The organism is Pseudomonas sp. NyZ201 (genome assembly GCF_049860765.1).
In the GTDB taxonomy this organism is placed as follows: Bacteria; Pseudomonadota; Gammaproteobacteria; order Pseudomonadales; family Pseudomonadaceae; genus Aquipseudomonas; species Aquipseudomonas bharatica.
Genome location: NZ_CP187557.1, coordinates 595840 through 612659, shown reverse-complemented (window position 1 = coordinate 612659; position 16820 = coordinate 595840). Strand labels below are relative to the sequence as shown.

14 protein-coding genes are annotated in these 16820 nt (G+C 63.2%); 9 read left to right on the top strand and 5 right to left on the bottom strand.

What is annotated here, in order from left to right; genetic code table 11:
• Window positions 1-31: 31 nt before the first annotated feature.
• Window positions 32-661, bottom strand: coding sequence for a response regulator (locus ACPFMA_RS02650; protein WP_009404263.1), 630 nt, complete (start codon window positions 659-661; stop codon window positions 32-34).
• On the bottom strand, window positions 658-3060 hold the full coding sequence (locus ACPFMA_RS02645) for a PAS domain-containing sensor histidine kinase (RefSeq protein WP_425929644.1): 2403 nt from the start codon (window positions 3058-3060) through the stop codon (window positions 658-660). The genes ACPFMA_RS02650 and ACPFMA_RS02645 overlap by 4 nt, the downstream gene beginning before the upstream one ends.
• A gap of 95 nt (window positions 3061-3155) precedes the next feature.
• Between ACPFMA_RS02645 and ACPFMA_RS02640 the strand changes: the two genes are divergently transcribed.
• Window positions 3156-4148 (top strand): alpha/beta hydrolase family protein, encoded by a 993-nt coding sequence (locus tag ACPFMA_RS02640; protein WP_425929643.1) that lies wholly within the window; start codon window positions 3156-3158, stop codon window positions 4146-4148.
• On the opposite strand, the gene ACPFMA_RS02635 is transcribed toward ACPFMA_RS02640, so the two are convergent.
• The 3 genes from ACPFMA_RS02635 to ACPFMA_RS02625 are packed head-to-tail and all read right to left on the bottom strand — an operon-like array spanning window position 4145 to window position 6589.
• Window positions 4145-4906, bottom strand: coding sequence for a TerB family tellurite resistance protein (locus tag ACPFMA_RS02635; RefSeq protein ID WP_064302976.1), 762 nt, complete (start codon window positions 4904-4906; stop codon window positions 4145-4147). The genes ACPFMA_RS02640 and ACPFMA_RS02635 overlap by 4 nt on opposite strands.
• 1 nt (window position 4907) lies before the next feature.
• Entirely contained in the window at window positions 4908-5579 is a 672-nt protein-coding gene (murU, locus tag ACPFMA_RS02630; protein WP_425929642.1) for an N-acetylmuramate alpha-1-phosphate uridylyltransferase MurU, read from the bottom strand.
• A complete protein-coding gene (locus tag ACPFMA_RS02625; RefSeq protein WP_425929641.1) occupies window positions 5576-6589 on the bottom strand; it encodes an aminoglycoside phosphotransferase family protein in 1014 nt (337 codons plus the stop codon). The genes murU and ACPFMA_RS02625 overlap by 4 nt, the downstream gene beginning before the upstream one ends.
• Window positions 6590-6860: 271 nt before the next feature.
• On the opposite strand from ACPFMA_RS02625, the gene ACPFMA_RS02620 reads away from it, so the two are divergent.
• The 8 genes from ACPFMA_RS02620 to ACPFMA_RS02585 all read left to right on the top strand — a co-directional run bounded on the left by ACPFMA_RS02620 (window position 6861) and on the right by ACPFMA_RS02585 (window position 16692).
• On the top strand, window positions 6861-9692 hold the full coding sequence (locus ACPFMA_RS02620; RefSeq protein ID WP_425929640.1) for an LPS-assembly protein LptD: 2832 nt from the start codon (window positions 6861-6863) through the stop codon (window positions 9690-9692).
• On the top strand, window positions 9673-10989 hold the full coding sequence (gene surA, locus ACPFMA_RS02615; RefSeq protein ID WP_420058621.1) for a peptidylprolyl isomerase SurA: 1317 nt from the start codon (window positions 9673-9675) through the stop codon (window positions 10987-10989). Before ACPFMA_RS02620 ends, surA begins: the two co-directional genes overlap by 20 nt.
• The gene (gene pdxA / locus ACPFMA_RS02610; RefSeq protein WP_425929639.1) at window positions 10986-11975 is read left to right on the top strand and encodes a 4-hydroxythreonine-4-phosphate dehydrogenase PdxA; all 990 of its coding nucleotides are present in this window, start codon (window positions 10986-10988) and stop codon (window positions 11973-11975) included. The genes surA and pdxA overlap by 4 nt, the downstream gene beginning before the upstream one ends.
• Window positions 11972-12778 (top strand): 16S rRNA (adenine(1518)-N(6)/adenine(1519)-N(6))-dimethyltransferase RsmA, encoded by an 807-nt coding sequence (rsmA, locus tag ACPFMA_RS02605; protein ID WP_009404254.1) that lies wholly within the window; start codon window positions 11972-11974, stop codon window positions 12776-12778. The genes pdxA and rsmA overlap by 4 nt, the downstream gene beginning before the upstream one ends.
• A 103-nt stretch (window positions 12779-12881) precedes the next feature.
• Window positions 12882-13262, top strand: a complete 381-nt coding sequence (apaG, locus tag ACPFMA_RS02600) for a Co2+/Mg2+ efflux protein ApaG (protein ID WP_009404253.1) — start codon at window positions 12882-12884, stop codon at window positions 13260-13262.
• Entirely contained in the window at window positions 13262-14125 is an 864-nt protein-coding gene (locus ACPFMA_RS02595) for a symmetrical bis(5'-nucleosyl)-tetraphosphatase (RefSeq protein ID WP_425929638.1), read from the top strand. Before apaG ends, ACPFMA_RS02595 begins: the two co-directional genes overlap by 1 nt.
• A 32-nt stretch (window positions 14126-14157) precedes the next feature.
• Window positions 14158-14487: a thiosulfate sulfurtransferase GlpE gene (gene glpE / locus ACPFMA_RS02590; protein ID WP_009404251.1), complete on the top strand. Its 330-nt coding sequence runs from the start codon at window positions 14158-14160 to the stop codon at window positions 14485-14487.
• A 282-nt stretch (window positions 14488-14769) separates the two neighbouring features.
• Window positions 14770-16692: a PrkA family serine protein kinase gene (locus tag ACPFMA_RS02585; protein ID WP_009404250.1), complete on the top strand. Its 1923-nt coding sequence runs from the start codon at window positions 14770-14772 to the stop codon at window positions 16690-16692.
• The last annotated feature ends 128 nt before the right edge of the window (window positions 16693-16820 follow it).

Below are 16820 nucleotides of genomic sequence, written 5' to 3'. Positions count from 1 at the left end.
ATCACTCTTTCGGACGTCGCTTTCAGAACACTCAGAGCAGCTTGTGCTCCATCGCGTACTTCACCAACTCCGCCAGCGAGGTGACATTCAGCTTCTGCATCAGGCGCGCCTTGTGCGTGCTGATGGTCTTGTTGCTCAGCGCCAGTTGCTGGGCGATATCGTTGACATTGGCCCCCTGGGCCAGGCGCTCGAACACCGAGAACTCGCGCTCCGACAGCAGCGAGTGCAGCGGCCGGGTATCGGTCAGGCCGACCTCGAAGACCATGCGATCGGCCAGGTCCGGATCGATATAGCGCCCGCCTCCGGCTACCCGCCGGATCGCCGTCAGCAGCAGGGCCGGATCGCTGTCCTTGGTGGCATACCCCGCAGCGCCCACCTTCAACGCCCGGGCGGCCATCTGCGCTTCGTCGTGCATGGACAGCACCAGGATCGCCGGCGGAGCATTCAGCGCGCGGATCCGCGGAATCGCCTCCAGGCCGTTAACCCCCGGCATCGAAATGTCCAGCAGGACCACTTCGCATGGCGTATGCCGCAGCGCATCCAGCAACTGTTCGCCATTGCCCGCCTCGCCCACCACCTGCATGTCCTTGGCCAGGCCGATCAACTGCTTGATGCCCTCGCGCACGATGGTGTGGTCTTCGGCCACCAATACTCGAATCACTGCCCCGCTCCTGTTTCATCCAAAGGAATACGCACGCTCAGGCTGGTGCCCTCGCCAGGTTCACTGTGCAGATGCATCTCGCCACCGAGCATCAGCACCCTTTCCCGCATGCCGACCAGCCCGAAGGAACTTGGCCGGCTCTCATCCGTCATGAATCCCACACCATCATCGCTGACGCTCAGGCACAGCATAGGCCCTTCACGGGTCAGGCTGATCTCCACGGTATGCGCCCGGGCATGGCGCATGACATTGGTCAGCACCTCCTGCAGCACCCGGAACAGCCCGGTAGCCTTGGCATCGCTCAAGGGTGGCAGGTTTTCCGGCACCTGGACCAGGCAGGGAATCTGCGTCCGCGCCTCGAAGCGCCGGGCCTGCCACTCGATGGCCGAGGCGATGCCGGCATCCAGGATCGGCGGGCGCAACGCCGTCGCCACATCGCGAACCAACTGGAAAAGCTGGGCGATCAGGCGCTTCATGCTGCCCAAACGTTCCGTAAGACCCGGATCAAGGTCGGCGTAGGCCAGTTCGCACATGGACGTTTCCAGCTTCAGCACGGTCAACATCTGACCAAGCTCGTCATGCACTTCCCGGGCGATCCGCGCCTTTTCCTCCTCGCGCACACTCTCCAGGTGCGCGGCCAGTTCACGCAGATGCTCGCGTGAGCTCTCCAGCTCCAGCTCGACCTGCTTGCTCTGGGTGATATCCCAGACGATGCCGTCCCAGACCACCCGGCCATTGCTCAGGGTTCGGGCACTGGCCTTGATATCGGCCCAACGCTGCTCACCTTGACGGGTGAGTATGCGGCCCTGCCAGGACCAGTCGCTGTCAGTGGCCAGGGCCTGATCCTGGACCCGGTGATAGTCCGCACGGTCATCGGCATGCACCAGGTTGCGCAGGCCCATCTTCGGATCCTGGATCTCCGCCGGGGCGTAGCCGACCAGGGTTTCACTGCCCTCGCTGATGTAGGGAAACTCCAGCTCGTCGATTCCCGGGTCGCGCTCCAGGCGGAACACCAGCCCCGGCACGTTGGCGGCGATCCCCTTGAGCCGCGCCTCGCTCTCGCGCTGGGCAGCCAGGGCGCGCCGGCGCTCGCTGACGTCCGTCAGGTACACCACAAGGTATTCGGCATCACGAAAACGCAGGAAGCTCAAGGACACGTCCACCGGCAGGAACGAGCCATCGGCGCGCAGCCACTGGGTTTCGAAGCGCTGCGCCGACTCGTCGCTGGCCCGCGCGCGCTTCCACAGGTCGAGCCAGCGGTCCATGTGCAGTTGCGGTTCGAAGTCGATCAGCGGTCGCTCCACTACCTTGCCCGGCTCGTAGCCAAGCATGACCTCGGCAGCGCGGTTGGCATAGCGCACATGGCTGTCCCAGTGCACCCAGAGAATGCCGACAGTGCTCTGGTCCAGGGAGAACTGGCTGAGGCGCAGCGCCTCTTCACGCCCCAGGCGCTCGGCGAGGTCCTCCCGCGCTGCCAGCAGGTTGTGTTCCAGGAAACTCTGCTGGCGGCGCTGCCAGACGATGATCGCCACGCTACTGAAGAACAGCGCAGCGAACAGCAGCGCAAGGTTCTGCCAGAAACCGGGGGACTCGCTGAGGCGCGGATACCGGGGTTGCAGCCAGCGGCTGTGCAGCTCTTCCAGGTCCCTCGCGGGAATTGCCTGCAGACCACGTTCAAGCACATCCGCGAGCAACGGCCAGTCCCGCCGTGAGGCGACCCGCAGCAGTTGCGGGAAACCGATATCGCCCACCACCGCCAGTTCGCTGAACTCGCTCTCGCGGGACAGCCGGCTCAGTTGCGCTTCATCCACTACCGCATAACGGGCCTGCTCGCTGACCACCAATTGCAGGGCCTGGCGTTCGCCGGGCACCCCCTGGAGGTTGAGATTGGTGTAGGTGGCGCGCAGATGGTCGGCCACCGCACTGGGCATGCGCACGGCAACCCGCTCGATCTCGCCGATGTTCTCCACATCCACCGCCACCGCGCCGTTGCGCTGGCCGACGATCAACTGCGGCACGCGCATATAAGGGTCGCTGAACAGCCACAGGCGCAGGCCGGCAGGCGTCTGGGTCAGGCCCGGGGCCAGGTCGATCTCGCCCCGTGCCAGGGCATGCTCAAGTTCGGCCTGGTCGGCGAAGTTGCGCCACGTCAGGTCCAGGCCAAGGTTGCGCGCCAGCAGGTTCATGACCTCGACATTGACCCCGGACAACTGTTGCAGGCGCCGGTCGAACTGGGCGAAGGGCGCCTGCAGGATCATCCCCACGCGCAGGCTGCGATGCTGCTCCAGCCATTCCCGCTGGGCCGCGTCGAGCTGCACCAAGGAGGGCGCAGGAGCAGCCCAAACGATCAAGGGCAGGAAAAAACAGCCGATAACCCACAGACGGCGCAAACCAATCATCTTGAATCTCGTCATATAGAAGGACGCCTGCCGAGCATGGCCGTCCCGGACAAATACCATTAGGCTGCCGGTCTCAATCTGGCCTGGATCGATCAATGTTCTCACTTTATCGCGCAACGCTTCCTGCGTTATGCCTGACCTTGATACTACCTTGCAGCGCCCATGCCGAGGACGGCAAAACGCCAGAAAGCAGCGCGGATGCCACGGTGCAACGCCCGGCCCTTATCGAGCGCAATCAAGAGGACGCCATCGCCCTGGAGCGCCAGGTGCCCAAGGAACAGCAACAAACCCTGCTGGCAGGCAGCGACAGCTTCCTCGCCCTGTGGAAACCGGCGAATGATCCGGCGCCCCACGGCGTGCTGGTACTCCTTGCCGGCGCCGGCGAAACCGCCGACTGGCCGAAGACCGTCGGCCCATTGCGGCGCAAGTTCCCGGATGCGGGCTGGGGCACCCTCAGCCTGGCCCTGCCCGACCTGCTGACCGACAGCCCGGTGGCCCGTACCGAAAGCCCGGCCCCGGCACCCCAGGCAGAAGACACCAGCAAGGCCGCTCCGGCCAAGGACACACCGGCCGACGCCAACGCCAACATCGCTCAGGCCACGGCGCCAGAGACCGACGCGGAAACCAGCGATAGCCCACCCGCCGACGCCAGCAGCGACAACACCGACGCCGAGCGCATCTTCGCCCGCCTCGATGCCGCCGTGGCCTATGCCCAGCAGCAGAACGCGCGCAGCGTGGTAATCCTCGGCAACGGCACCGGCGCCTACTGGGCCGCGCGCTACCTGAGCGAACGCCAGCCGGCGCAAGTGCAGAAACTAGTGATGGTGTCGGCGCAGGCGCCGATCAAGGCCGAACACAGCCTGGAAAGCCTGACGCCGTCGCTGAAAGTGCCCACCGCAGACGTCTACTACAACGATCAGGGATCGGCCCGTCAGGCAGCACAGCAGCGGCTGCAAGCCAGCAAGCGCCTGAAGGACAGCACCTACAAGCAGGTCGCCCTGACCGCGATGCCCGGCAACCGCTCTGCCGAGCAAGAGCAGTTGTTCCGGCGGATTCGTGGCTGGCTGAACCCGAGCAACGTGGACTAGAACTCGAGGCGTTTGCGAATGATCGCGTAGGCCTGGTGCAGCTCGCGGGTACGTTCGGTCGCCTCGCGTACCTTGGCCGGACTGGCCCCGCTGCCTTGCAGTTTGTCGGGATGATGGCGACTGACCAGGCGACGATAGGCCTGCTTGATCTCGCTGGGCACGGTGTCCGGGCCGACGCCCAGCAGTCGCAACGCCTCGGCGTAGCTGCCGGGCCCTTCCAGCACCGCCTTGCGCGGTTCATAGTCGCCCGCCAGGGCCTGCACCTTGGCCGCTGACCAGCCCAGTTGCCGGCCCCAGTGCAGCAGCAACTCCCTCTCGTCACGCCCAGCGCGGCCATCGGCCCAGGCCATGCGGCAACAGGCACGCAACACCCCTTCTGCGGCATGGGGCTGTTGCTTCAACCGTTGCAGGTAGCCCTCGACCCTCTCCCGTCCGGCCTTGCCGAGGTTGAATGCCGCGATGGCTTTCCTGCGGGCGTCGTCGTTCATTTCCAGGCGCTGCATTTCCTGGCGCGCCTGCTGGATATGCGCTTCGACCACCCGCCCGTCACTTTTGGCCAGCCGCCCCAGCAGCACGAACAGCACCTCGTCGTCGCGAAGCACCGGACGACCACCGAGTTTTTCCCGCAGGTGCGCCCAACTGTGCAACTGCAAACGGCGGTCCATCGCCTGCCCGAGCAGGGCTCCCAACAGCGCGCCAGGAATGCTGGCAACGGCGAAGCCGGCTCCGGCTCCGATCACTGTGCTCGGCCACAACATATCAACGACGCTCGGCGAGCAGGCGCTCGACTTCGGCAAGTCGCTCGAGGGTACCGACATCCACCCAGTGGCCGCGGAAGTGCTCGCCACTGACCTTGCCGTCGGCCATGGCTGCACGCAGCAACGGCGCCAGCTTGAACGCGCCGGCCTCGCAACCGGCGAACAGCGCCGGATCGAGCACCGAGATACCGCTGAAGGTCAGGGTTTCGTCGGCTCCGGCGCCGTCCTCGACCTGCCCGGCGACCAGACGGAAGTCACCGGCGCCATGATGGCCGGGGTTGTCCACCAGCACCAGATGAGCCAGGCCTTGCAGCGGCTGGTGCAGGCGTGCGAAATCGTAGTCGGTCCAGATATCGCCGTTGACCAGCAGGAACGGCTCGTCCCCCAGCAACGGCAGCGCCTTGAAGATGCCACCGCCGGTCTCCAGCGGCTCGCCCTCGGCGGAGAAACGGATGTCCAGGCCAAACCGCGAACCATCGCCGAGATGATCCTCGATCTGCTGACCGAGCCAGGCGTGGTTGATCACGATGTCCTTGAAGCCCGCTGCAGCCAGCGCCTTGAGGTGGTATTCGATCAATGGCACTCCGGCGACCGGCACCAGCGGCTTGGGCGTATGCAGGGTCAGCGGGCGCATCCGCTCGCCCTTGCCGGCCGCAAGGATCATCGCCTTCATGAACGCACTCCGAGACTGTCGATCAGCTCGCCCAGCCCGGCCAGTTCCGGCCGGCGGGAAATCACTTCTTCTATATAGGAGAAGAACCGCGGGACATCGGCCAGGTAGCGCGGTTTGCCGTCGCGGTGGCAGATACGGGCGAAGATGCCAATCACCTTGAGGTGACGCTGCACGCCCATCAGGTCGCTGGCGCGGTGGAAGTCCTCGAATACGGGTTGCACCGGAATACCCGCGGCCCGCGCCCGCTCCCAGTAATCCCGCAGCCAGGCGGCGACCTGCGCTTGCGGCCAGCTGAGGAAGGCATCCTTGAACAGGCAGGTGATGTCATAGGTGACCGGGCCGTAGACCGCATCCTGGAAATCCAGTACACCCGGGTTGGGCACGCTGCGCATCAGGTTGCGTGGCATATAGTCGCGGTGCACCAGCACCTTGGGCTGGGCCAGGGCGCTGTCGATCAGCAAGTTGCTGGCCTGCTGCCACAGGGCAAGCTGGTGCTGGTCGAAGGTCCTGCCCAACTCGCGACCGACATACCACTCGGGAAACAGCTCGACCTCGCGGCGCAGCAGCGCCAGGTCATAACTTGGCAGAGGCGCGTCCAGGGGCAGGCGCTGGAACGCCAGCAGCGCGTCGATGGCATCGTCGAACAGGGCGTCGGCGTTGCCGGCGTCGATCACGTCCAGGTAGGTCTGGTTGCCCAGGTCGCTCAGCAGCAAGAAGCCGCGCTCGAGGTCCTGCGCATGGATCACCGGCACATTGACGCCGGCAGTCGCCAGCAAGCGGGCGATCGCCACGAAGGGGCGGCAGTTCTCCTGGGGTGGCGGCGCGTCCATGATGATGAAACTGCGGCCGTCGGCCTGCCAGCGGAAATAACGGCGAAAGCTGGCATCGCTGCTCGCGGCGGTCAGGCTGCCTGCGGGAACCTGGCCCCACCCCTGGGTTCGAAACAGATTCGCCAGTTGCTCATCGAGCCAGACGGTCAGGTGTTGCAGGCGTACATCGTGATCGGGCATTGCAAGGGTCTCCGAAGGCCCTGGGCGCTGTATCGAGGGTAATCATGCGCAGGCCAGGCGAGGCGAAAACGGACAAGGAAGCGGAGTTTACTGGTTGTAAATGCGCATTCCGAGCCGTTTTCGATGCACCTGATGCAAGCAGGATGCATTTCTTACAGAGCCTAGCCGTCAAGCGGGGCATGCTTTATCATCCAGCATCTTTTTCAGACCATCGAGAGGCGTGCGGCCCCACACGCGGGCAGATGGCACGCAGGAAGCCCGGACTAATAAGATGGCATTGAAATCCCCCGCGTTTCGTAAAAAATTCCCGTTGCTGGTCACCGGCGGTCTGCTGGCATTGCAACCCCTGGCGACCTCCTATGTAGTCGCTGCCGAGCAGTTCGACTGCCAGGTTTCCGCTTCCGGCGGATGGGACTGCAAGCCCAAGACCAGCGCCACCCAGCTGCCGCCTCGCCCGATCCATGACGGTGCCGCGGTCAGCTCGGCCAATGCCACGCCGGAACAGTCCAGCGATGGCACGGCCGTCGAGGACCGTGGTCCGAAACCGGTCCTGGTCACCGAATCCAAGGGCCGCGGTCTGAAATCCCGCAGCGCCGACTACAGCCACCTGGACTGGGTGCCTCGCGAGAAGCTGACCCCGGCCCAGCTCGCCGAGACCGGCCCGTACTGCTCCGGCGCCTACATCGAGCCGGTGCGCCCGGGCATGAACGACACCACGCCGAAGGACGAGTCGCCGACCTTCCTCGGTGCCAAGGTGTCCCGCTACCAGCAGGAACAGCAGATCGCCACCCTCGCCGGTGACGTGGTCATGCGCCAAGGCAGCATGCAGGCCGAGGCCGATGAGGCCAACCTGTACCAGGCCGAGAACCGCGGTGAGCTGGTCGGCAACGTGAAGATCCGCGACAACGGCTCGCTGGTAGTCGGCGATCGCGCCGAGATCCAGCTGGACACCGGCGAAGCCCAGGTCGACAACGCCGAGTACGTGATGCACAAGTCGCACATCCGCGGCAACGCGCTGTACGCCAAGCGTTCCGAGAACGCCATCATCCGCCTGAAGGATGGCACCTACACCACCTGTGAGCCGAACAGCAACGCCTGGCAGCTCAAGGGCAACAACATCACGCTGAACCCGGCCACCGGTTTCGGTACCGCGACCAACGTCACCCTGCGGGTCAAGGATATTCCGGTGCTCTACACACCGTATATCTACTTCCCGATCGATGACCGTCGCCAGTCCGGCTTCCTGCCGCCATCGTTCAGCACCAGCAGCGACACCGGCTTCATGCTGGTCACGCCGTACTACTTCAACCTTGCGCCGAACTACGACGCCACGCTCTATCCACGCTACATGGCCAAGCGTGGCCTGTTGATGGAGGGTGAGTTCCGTTACCTGACGCCGAGCAGCGAAGGGCAGTTCGGTGGTGCCTGGCTGAATGACGAGGACGATGATCGCAAGAAGCAGACCGACTACAAAGACCAGCGTTGGATGGTCAACTGGCAGCACAAGGGCGGCCTTGATTCGCGCCTGATGACTGAAGTCGACTACACCGACATCAGTGATCCGTTCTACTTCCAGGATCTGGAGTCGGACCAGATCGGCGTTGAGAACCGTGACACCCTCAATCAGCGAGGTGCACTGACCTATCGTGGCAATGGCTACACGGCCGGCTTGAATGTCCATGCCTACGAAATGGCAACCATCTCGCAGATAACTCCATACGATCGGCTGCCGCAGGTCTTCCTCAACGGCAAGCTTCCGTACAACCCGGCGGGTCTTGAGTTCAGCTATGAAACCGAGGCTGTTCGCTTCGATCGTGATCTGAAAGACGATCTGGTGGTCGACAAGGACGGTAACCTGGACACCTCTGCTGGTGGTATTCCAGGACAACGCCTTGATGAAAACGTATTCGGCGTAGCACGGGCAAACGGCACGCGCCTCAATGCGGCACCGAAAATCAGTCTGCCGATGAAGGCCAACTACGGCTACCTGACCCCATCCCTCAAGTACGTAAACACCTACTACGATCTTGACCTGGATGCCAAGGGCAAACGCGACATCGCCAGCGCAAGCGCTGAAACCCTGCGCCTGCGTGGTGATTACAGCAGCTCGCAGTCACGCGACATCCCGATCTTCAGCGTCGACAGCGGTCTGTATTTCGATCGTTCCACCCAGTGGTTCGGCAAGAACTACAACCAGACGCTCGAGCCGCGCCTCTACTATCTCTATGTCCCGTACGAGAAGCAGAGCGATATCCCGATCTTCGACAGCAGCGAGTCGACATTCAACTACTCGTCCCTGTTCCGCGACAATCGCTTCAGCGGCATCGATCGCATCGGTGACGAGAACAAGCTGTCCCTCGGCGTGACCAACCGCTGGATCGAGGAAAACGGCTTTGAGCGCCAGCGCTTCAGCATCGGCCAGGCCGTGTACTTCAAGGACCGCAAGGTCCAGTTGCCGGGCATCGACTACCGTACCCGGAGCGACGCGCAATCCGATGTCTCGCCATACGCGCTGGAATACGAATACCGCTTCAACCGCGACTGGCGCTTCAATTCTGATTTCAACTGGGATCCGGACAGCCGCAGCACCCGCTCGGGCAGCGCGATGTTCCATTACCAGCCGGAAGACAACGTCAACAAGCTGGTCAACCTCGGTTATCGCTACCGCAACGACACCGTTTCCTACAACAGCACTACGGGCCAATGGCAGGTAGGCGGTGGCGACTACGGCAGCCCCGGCGATCCGAACTACGTCAAGGACTACTACAAGATCCAGCAGCATGACTTCTCCGTCATGTGGCCGATCGTTCCGCAGTGGACCGCGATCGCTCGCTGGCAGCACGACTACAACCGCAACCGTACCCTCGAAGCCTTCGGCGGTTTCGAATACGACAACTGCTGCTGGAAACTGCGCCTGATCAACCGTTACTGGGTTGACTACGACGACTACAGCCAGGCAACCCCGCAAAACGAAAAAGGCGACCACGGCGTCTTCCTGCAGATCGTGCTGAAAGGCCTCGGTGGCGTGGTGGGCAATAAGGTCGAGAGCTTCCTCGATAAAGGCATTCAAGGTTACCGTGCACGTGAAGACCAAGCTTATTGATTGTCTGCGCCCGCTGATGCTGGGCGCTCTGATGTTGAGCAGCACCGCCCATGCGGCGGTGCAGACCCTGGACAAGATCGTCGCCATCGTCGACAACGACGTGGTCATGCAAAGCCAGCTGGACCAGCGCGTCCACGAGGTCCAGCAGACCATCGCCAAGCGTGGCGGCGCCGTTCCGCCCGCCAGCGTGCTGGATCAGCAGGTATTGGAGCGCCTGATCGTCGAGAACCTGCAACTGCAGATCGGCGAGCGCTCCGGCATCCGCATCACCGACGAAGAACTGAACCAGGCCATCGGCACCATCGCCCAGCGCAACAACATGAGCCTGGAGCAGTTCCGCGCTGCCCTGGCCCATGATGGCCTGTCGTTCAACGACGCTCGCGAGCAGGTCCGTCGCGAGATGATCATCAGCCGCGTGCGCCAGCGTCGTGTTGCCGAGCGCATCCAGGTCTCCGAGCAGGAAGTGAAGAACTTCCTCGCCTCTGACCTGGGCAAGATGCAGCTGTCGGAAGAATACCGCCTCGCCAACATCCTGATTCCGACCCCGGAAAGCGCCAGCTCCACCGCTATCCAGGCGGCAGCCCGCCAGGCTGGCGAGATCTACCAGCAGCTCAAGCAAGGCGCCGATTTCGCCCAGCTGGCCATCGCCCGTTCCGCCAGCGAAACCGCGCTGGAAGGCGGCGAGATGGGCTGGCGCAAGGCAGCCCAGCTTCCACCTCCGTTCGATCGCATGCTCAGCACCATGGCCGTGGGCGACGTCACCGAGCCGGTTCGCACCCCGGGCGGTTTCATCATCCTCAAGCTGCAAGAGAAACGCGGTGGCCAGACCCAACTGCGTGACGAAGTGCATGTTCGCCATATCCTGATCAAGCCAAGCGAGATCCGCAGCGAAGCCGAGACCAAGATCCTCGCGCAGCGCCTGTACGACCGCATCCAGGCGGGCGAAGACTTCGCCGAACTGGCGAAAAGCTTCTCGGAAGACCCGGGTTCGGCACTCAACGGCGGCGACCTCAACTGGGTCGACCCGAACAACCTGGTTCCGGAGTTCCGCGAGGTCATGGCCAGCTCGCCGCAGGGCCAGGTGTCCAAGCCATTCCAGACCCAATACGGCTGGCACGTCCTGGAAGTCCTCGGCCGTCGCGCCACCGACAGCACCGCCCAGGCCCGCGAGCAACAGGCAATGACCGTACTGCGCAATCGCAAGTACGACGAAGAGCTGCAAAGCTGGCTGCGTCAGATCCGCGACGAAGCCTACGTTGAAATCAAGCTTCCTGGCGCCGAACAGGCAACCCAGTGAAACTGCAGCGCTTCGCCCTCACCCCCGGCGAACCCGCAGGCATAGGTCCCGACCTGTGCCTGCTGCTCGCCTCGCGAGCCCAGCCACATCCCCTGATCGCCATCACCAGCCGTGACCTGCTCGCCGAGCGGGCCACGCAACTGGGCGTGGCCGTCGACCTGCTGCCGGTCAGTCCCGATGCCTTCCCCGATGCGCCGGCCAAGGCCGGTAGCCTGTACGTCTGGGATACGCCGCTGGCCAGGCCGGCAGTGCCCGGCAAGCTGGACAAGGCCAATGCCGCCTTCGTCCTGGAAACCCTGACCCGCGCCGGTCAAGGCTGCCTGGACGGGCACTTCGCCGGCATGATCACCGCACCGGTGCACAAGGGCGTGATCAACGAGAGTGGAATCCCGTTTTCCGGGCATACCGAATTTCTCGCCGAACTGACCCATACCGCCCAGGTGGTGATGATGCTCGCCACCCGCGGTTTGCGCGTCGCCCTGGTCACCACCCACCTGCCCCTGCGCGACGTGGCCGACGCCATCACCGTCGAGCGCCTGGAACGGGTCACACGGATCCTGCATGCCGACCTGCAGCAGAAATTCGGTATCGCCCAGCCAAGGGTCCTGGTCTGCGGCCTGAACCCGCACGCCGGCGAGGGTGGGCATCTGGGACGCGAGGAAATCGACATCATCGAGCCGACGCTGGAGCGCCTGCGCCTCGAAGGCATGGACCTGCGCGGTCCGCTGCCCGCCGACACACTGTTTACCCCCAAATATCTGGAGCACTGCGACGCAGTGCTGGCGATGTACCACGACCAGGGCCTGCCCGTGCTCAAGTTCAAGGGCTTTGGCGCGGCGCTCAATGTCACCCTCGGTTTGCCGATCATCCGCACTTCCGTGGATCACGGCACTGCCCTGGACCTGGCCGGCACCGGCAAGGTCGACACCGGCAGCCTTCAGGTCGCCCTGGAAACCGCCTACCAGATGGCCGAGACCCGACTATGACCGAGCAATACCAACACCGGGCGCGCAAGCGCTTCGGCCAGAATTTCCTGCACGACGCAGGCGTGATCGACCGCATCCTGCGCGCCATCAATGCCAAGGCCGGCGAGCACATCCTCGAGATCGGCCCAGGCCAGGGTGCCCTCACCGAAGGCGTACTGGGCAGCGGCGCGCAACTGGACGTGGTCGAGCTGGACAAGGACCTCGTCCCGATTCTCAACCAGCAGTTCGCCAGCCGCGACAACTTCCGCCTGCACCAGGGCGATGCGCTGAAGTTCGACTTCACCACCCTGGGCGCCGCGCCGCGTTCGCTGCGGGTAGTGGGCAACCTGCCCTACAACATCTCCACGCCGCTGATTTTCCACCTGCTGGACAACGCTGAGCTGATCCGCGACATGCACTTCATGCTGCAGAAGGAAGTGGTCGAGCGTCTGGCGGCGGGTCCTGGTGGCGGTGACTGGGGACGCCTGTCGATCATGGTGCAGTACCACTGCCGCGTGGAGCACCTGTTCAATGTCGGCCCCGGTGCCTTCAATCCGCCGCCGAAGGTGGATTCCGCGATCGTGCGCCTGGTCCCCCACGAGACCTTGCCGTTCCCGGCCAAGGACCATCGCCTGCTCGAGCGCATCGTCCGCGAAGCGTTCAACCAGCGTCGCAAGACCCTGCGCAACACCCTTAAGGCCCTGCTCGACAGCCAGGCTATCGAAGCCGCCGGCGTCGATGGCAGCCTGCGGCCCGAACAGCTCGACCTGGCTGCCTTCGTCCGCCTCGCGGACAAGCTGGCTGAACAGTCCGCCAACAGGTGATGCGAACCCCGGCCAGCCTGGCCACCAGGCTGGCCGGGGGCCCTGCCCATGGCCTAGACTGACCTTCCATGGCCGCATCCGTTCGTCTTGAAGGCTCTTCCGCATGTCCGATCCCCTGTACCAGGTCGACGTCAGCGTCGTCACCCGTTTCCTCCCCGAGCAGTCGCAACCGGAACAAGACCGTTATGCCTTTGCCTACACCATCACCGTAACCAACAACGGCAGCGTGGCCGCCAAGTTGATGTCCCGCCGCTGGCTGATCACCCACAGTGACGGCCAGGAAGAAGAGGTGCGCGGTGATGGTGTTGTCGGTGAACAACCGCTGATCGCCCCGGGTCAAAGCCATACCTATAGCAGCGGCACCGTCATTTCCGGCAAGGTCGGCTTCATGCAGGGCAGTTACCAGATGTTCGCGCGCGACGGCAAACGCTTCGAAGCCACCATTGCGCCGTTCCGTCTGGCCGTGCCCGGAGCCCTGCACTGATGGCCACCTATGCCGTCGGTGACCTGCAGGGTTGCCTTGAACCGCTCAAGTGCCTGCTGGAACGGGTCAACTTCGATCCGGCCGTCGACCGCCTGTGGCTGGTCGGCGACCTGGTCAACCGTGGCCCGCAGTCCCTGGAAACCCTGCGTTTTCTTTATGGCATGCGCGACTCGCTGGTTTGCGTGCTGGGCAATCATGACCTGCACCTGCTCGCGGTCTGGCACAACATCGAACGCCTGAAGAAAAGCGACACGCTGCGCGAGATCATCGAGGCACCGGACGCGCCGCAACTGCTCGACTGGCTGCGTCGGCAGAAGCTGCTGCACTTCGACGAGCCGCGCGGCACAGTGCTGGTGCATGCCGGTATTCCGCCACAATGGACCCTGGGCAAGGCCCTGGGGCTGGCTGCGGAAGTCGAGGAAGTGCTGCGCGACGACCTGCGCATCAAGCAATACCTCGATGGCATGTACGGCAACGACCCGGCCAAGTGGAACAAGGACCTGACCGGCGTCACGCGCCTGCGGGTAATCACCAACTACTTCACGCGCATGCGCTTCTGCACCGCCGAGGGCAAGCTCGACCTCAAGGGCAAGGAAGGCGCCGACACCGCGCCGCCTGGCTACAAGCCATGGTTCGCGCACAAGGACCGGCGTTCGCGGCACGTGAAGATCATCTTCGGACACTGGGCCGCCCTCGAAGGACGCTGTGATGCTCCCGGCGTGTATGCCCTCGATACCGGATGCGTCTGGGGAGGAGCCATGACCCTGATGAACGTCGACAGCGGGGAAATGCACCGTTGCGAATGCGAGCAAAAGGAAAAGGTCCTTGCCACCCGTCCTTCCCCACCGCCGGCAAACAGCTAGAATGGCCCGTCATCGTTGAAGGAAACCGTGCAATGAGCGAATTCAAACGCATCCCTCCCGAACAGGCCCAGGCACTGCGCGAGCAAGGTGCGGTCGTGGTCGATATCCGCGACCCGCAAACCTATGCGAACGGCCACATTACCGGCTCCCGTCACCTGGACAACCACTCCGTGGCCGACTTCATCCGCGGCGCCGACCTCGACGCACCGACCGTGGTGGTCTGCTACCACGGCAACTCCAGCCAGAGCGCAGCGGCGTACCTGGCCAGCCAGGGCTTTTCCGATGTCTACAGCCTCGACGGAGGCTTTGAACTGTGGCGCGGCACCTTTCCGTCGGAAACCAGCCAGGGAAACCCGGAATAATTTTTTTCCGCCCCCGCAGCCCGCGTCCTGTGCGGGCTCGCGCCTGACCGGACGAACGGTCATGGCGAACTTATCCGCCATCCGCCCTTGACCTCCCCGAGAACCAACTATCCTTAAGCCCAGGCCATCCAAAAAAGGGGAGAGCCGGTACACCGGCGTGCGGGTCATCGGTAGCGATTTCAGGGTGTTCTGGGGGGTATACAGCAATCGTCCATCGCGATTGCATGCCAGCATCAGCTGACTGATCCGGCGTCGGCCTCACGTATCGAGCGAGGTGACGTCATGAGTATTTTTAGCCACTTCCAACAACGCTTCGAGTCCACCCGCCAGGAGGAGCTCTCGCTACAGGAGTACCTGGAGCTCTGCAAGACCGACCGCAGCGCCTACGCTTCCGCGGCCGAGCGCCTGCTCATGGCCATCGGCGAGCCGGAACTGGTCGACACCTCCAACAACTCCAGGCTGTCGCGAATCTTCTCCAACAAGGTGATTCGCCGGTATCCGGCCTTTGCCGACTTCCATGGCATGGAAGAGTGCATCGACCAGATCGTCTCGTACTTCCGCCATGCCGCCCAAGGCCTGGAAGAGAAGAAACAGATCCTCTATCTGCTCGGCCCGGTCGGCGGCGGTAAATCGTCCCTGGCGGAAAAACTGAAGCAACTGATGGAAAAGGTGCCCTTCTACGCCATCAAGGGCTCGCCGGTGTTCGAGTCGCCCCTGGGGCTGTTCAATGCCGCCGAGGACGGTGCCATTCTCGAGGAAGACTTCGGCATCCCGCGGCGCTATCTCAATACCATCATGTCCCCCTGGGCGACCAAGCGCCTGGCCGAATTCGGCGGTGATATCAGCCAGTTCAAGGTGGTCAAGCTCTACCCTTCGATCCTCAACCAGATCGCCGTGGCCAAGACCGAGCCGGGCGACGAGAACAACCAGGACATCTCGGCCCTGGTGGGCAAGGTGGATATCCGCAAGCTGGAGGAATTCCCACAGAACGACGCCGACGCCTACAGCTACTCGGGCGCACTGTGCCGGGCCAACCAGGGCCTGATGGAATTCGTCGAGATGTTCAAGGCCCCGATCAAGGTCCTGCACCCGTTGCTTACCGCCACCCAGGAAGGCAACTACAACAGTACCGAAGGCCTGGGCGCGATCCCCTACTCCGGTATCCTGCTGGCCCACTCCAACGAATCGGAGTGGCACAGCTTCCGCAACAACAAGAACAACGAGGCGTTCATCGACCGGATCTACATCGTCAAGGTGCCGTACTGCCTGCGGGTCAGCGACGAGATCAAGATCTACGACAAGCTCCTGTTCAACAGCTCCCTGGCCAAGGCCCATTGCGCACCCGACACCTTGAAGATGCTGGCCCAGTTCACTGTGCTCTCGCGCCTCAAGGAGCCGGAAAACTCCAACATCTACTCGAAGATGCGCGTGTATGACGGCGAGAACCTCAAGGACACCGATCCCAAGGCCAAGTCGATCCAGGAATACCGCGACGCCGCCGGTGTAGACGAGGGCATGAACGGCCTGTCGACCCGCTTCGCCTTCAAGATCCTGTCCAAGGTCTTCAACTTCGACCCGCATGAAGTGGCGGCCAACCCGGTGCACCTGCTCTACGTGCTGGAACAGCAGATCGAGCAGGAACAGTTCCCGGCCGAAGTACGCGAGCGCTACCTGCGCTACCTGAAGGAATACCTGGCCCCGCGCTATATCGAGTTCATCGGCAAGGAAATCCAGACCGCCTACCTGGAGTCGTACAGCGAGTATGGTCAGAACATCTTCGACCGCTACGTGCTCTATGCAGACTTCTGGATCCAGGACCAGGAATACCGCGACCCGGAGACCGGCGAAATCCTCAACCGCATCGCCCTCAACGAAGAGCTGGAAAAGATCGAGAAGCCGGCCGGCATCAGCAATCCGAAGGATTTCCGCAACGAGATCGTCAACTTCGTCCTGCGTGCCCGTGCCAACAACAACGGCAAGAACCCGACCTGGCTGAGCTACGAAAAGCTGCGGGTGGTGATCGAGAAGAAAATGTTCTCCAACACCGAGGACCTGCTGCCGGTCATCAGCTTCAACGCCAAGGCGAGCAAGGAGGACCAGCAGAAACACAACGATTTCGTCACGCGCATGGTGGAACGCGGCTACACCGACAAACAGGTTCGCCTGCTGTCGGAATGGTACCTGCGGGTCAGAAAGTCCCAGTAAAAGCGGCAAGCCATAAGCCACAAGCCTTGAGCCATTCGCGGTGTGCTCCTGCACACCGCACGGCGCGGGTCCGTGGCGGATGCTTTTACTTGCAGCTAGTAGCTTAAAGCTTGCAGCTGTACCCCAGC

Excerpts from the sequence above, each read along its gene's own strand:
- ACPFMA_RS02645 (WP_425929644.1), bottom strand. The coding sequence starts at position 3,060 with ATGATTGGTTTGCGCCGTCTGTGGGTTATCGGCTGTTTTTTCCTGCCC.
- ACPFMA_RS02640 (WP_425929643.1), top strand. The coding sequence starts at position 3,156 with ATGTTCTCACTTTATCGCGCAACGCTTCCTGCGTTATGCCTGACCTTG.
- ACPFMA_RS02635 (WP_064302976.1), bottom strand. The coding sequence starts at position 4,906 with ATGTTGTGGCCGAGCACAGTGATCGGAGCCGGAGCCGGCTTCGCCGTT.
- murU (WP_425929642.1), bottom strand. The coding sequence starts at position 5,579 with ATGAAGGCGATGATCCTTGCGGCCGGCAAGGGCGAGCGGATGCGCCCG.
- ACPFMA_RS02625 (WP_425929641.1), bottom strand. The coding sequence starts at position 6,589 with ATGCCCGATCACGATGTACGCCTGCAACACCTGACCGTCTGGCTCGAT.
- ACPFMA_RS02620 (WP_425929640.1), top strand. The coding sequence starts at position 6,861 with ATGGCATTGAAATCCCCCGCGTTTCGTAAAAAATTCCCGTTGCTGGTC.
- rsmA (WP_009404254.1), top strand. The coding sequence starts at position 11,972 with ATGACCGAGCAATACCAACACCGGGCGCGCAAGCGCTTCGGCCAGAAT.
- apaG (WP_009404253.1), top strand. The coding sequence starts at position 12,882 with ATGTCCGATCCCCTGTACCAGGTCGACGTCAGCGTCGTCACCCGTTTC.
- ACPFMA_RS02595 (WP_425929638.1), top strand. The coding sequence starts at position 13,262 with ATGGCCACCTATGCCGTCGGTGACCTGCAGGGTTGCCTTGAACCGCTC.
- glpE (WP_009404251.1), top strand. The coding sequence starts at position 14,158 with ATGAGCGAATTCAAACGCATCCCTCCCGAACAGGCCCAGGCACTGCGC.
- ACPFMA_RS02585 (WP_009404250.1), top strand. The coding sequence starts at position 14,770 with ATGAGTATTTTTAGCCACTTCCAACAACGCTTCGAGTCCACCCGCCAG.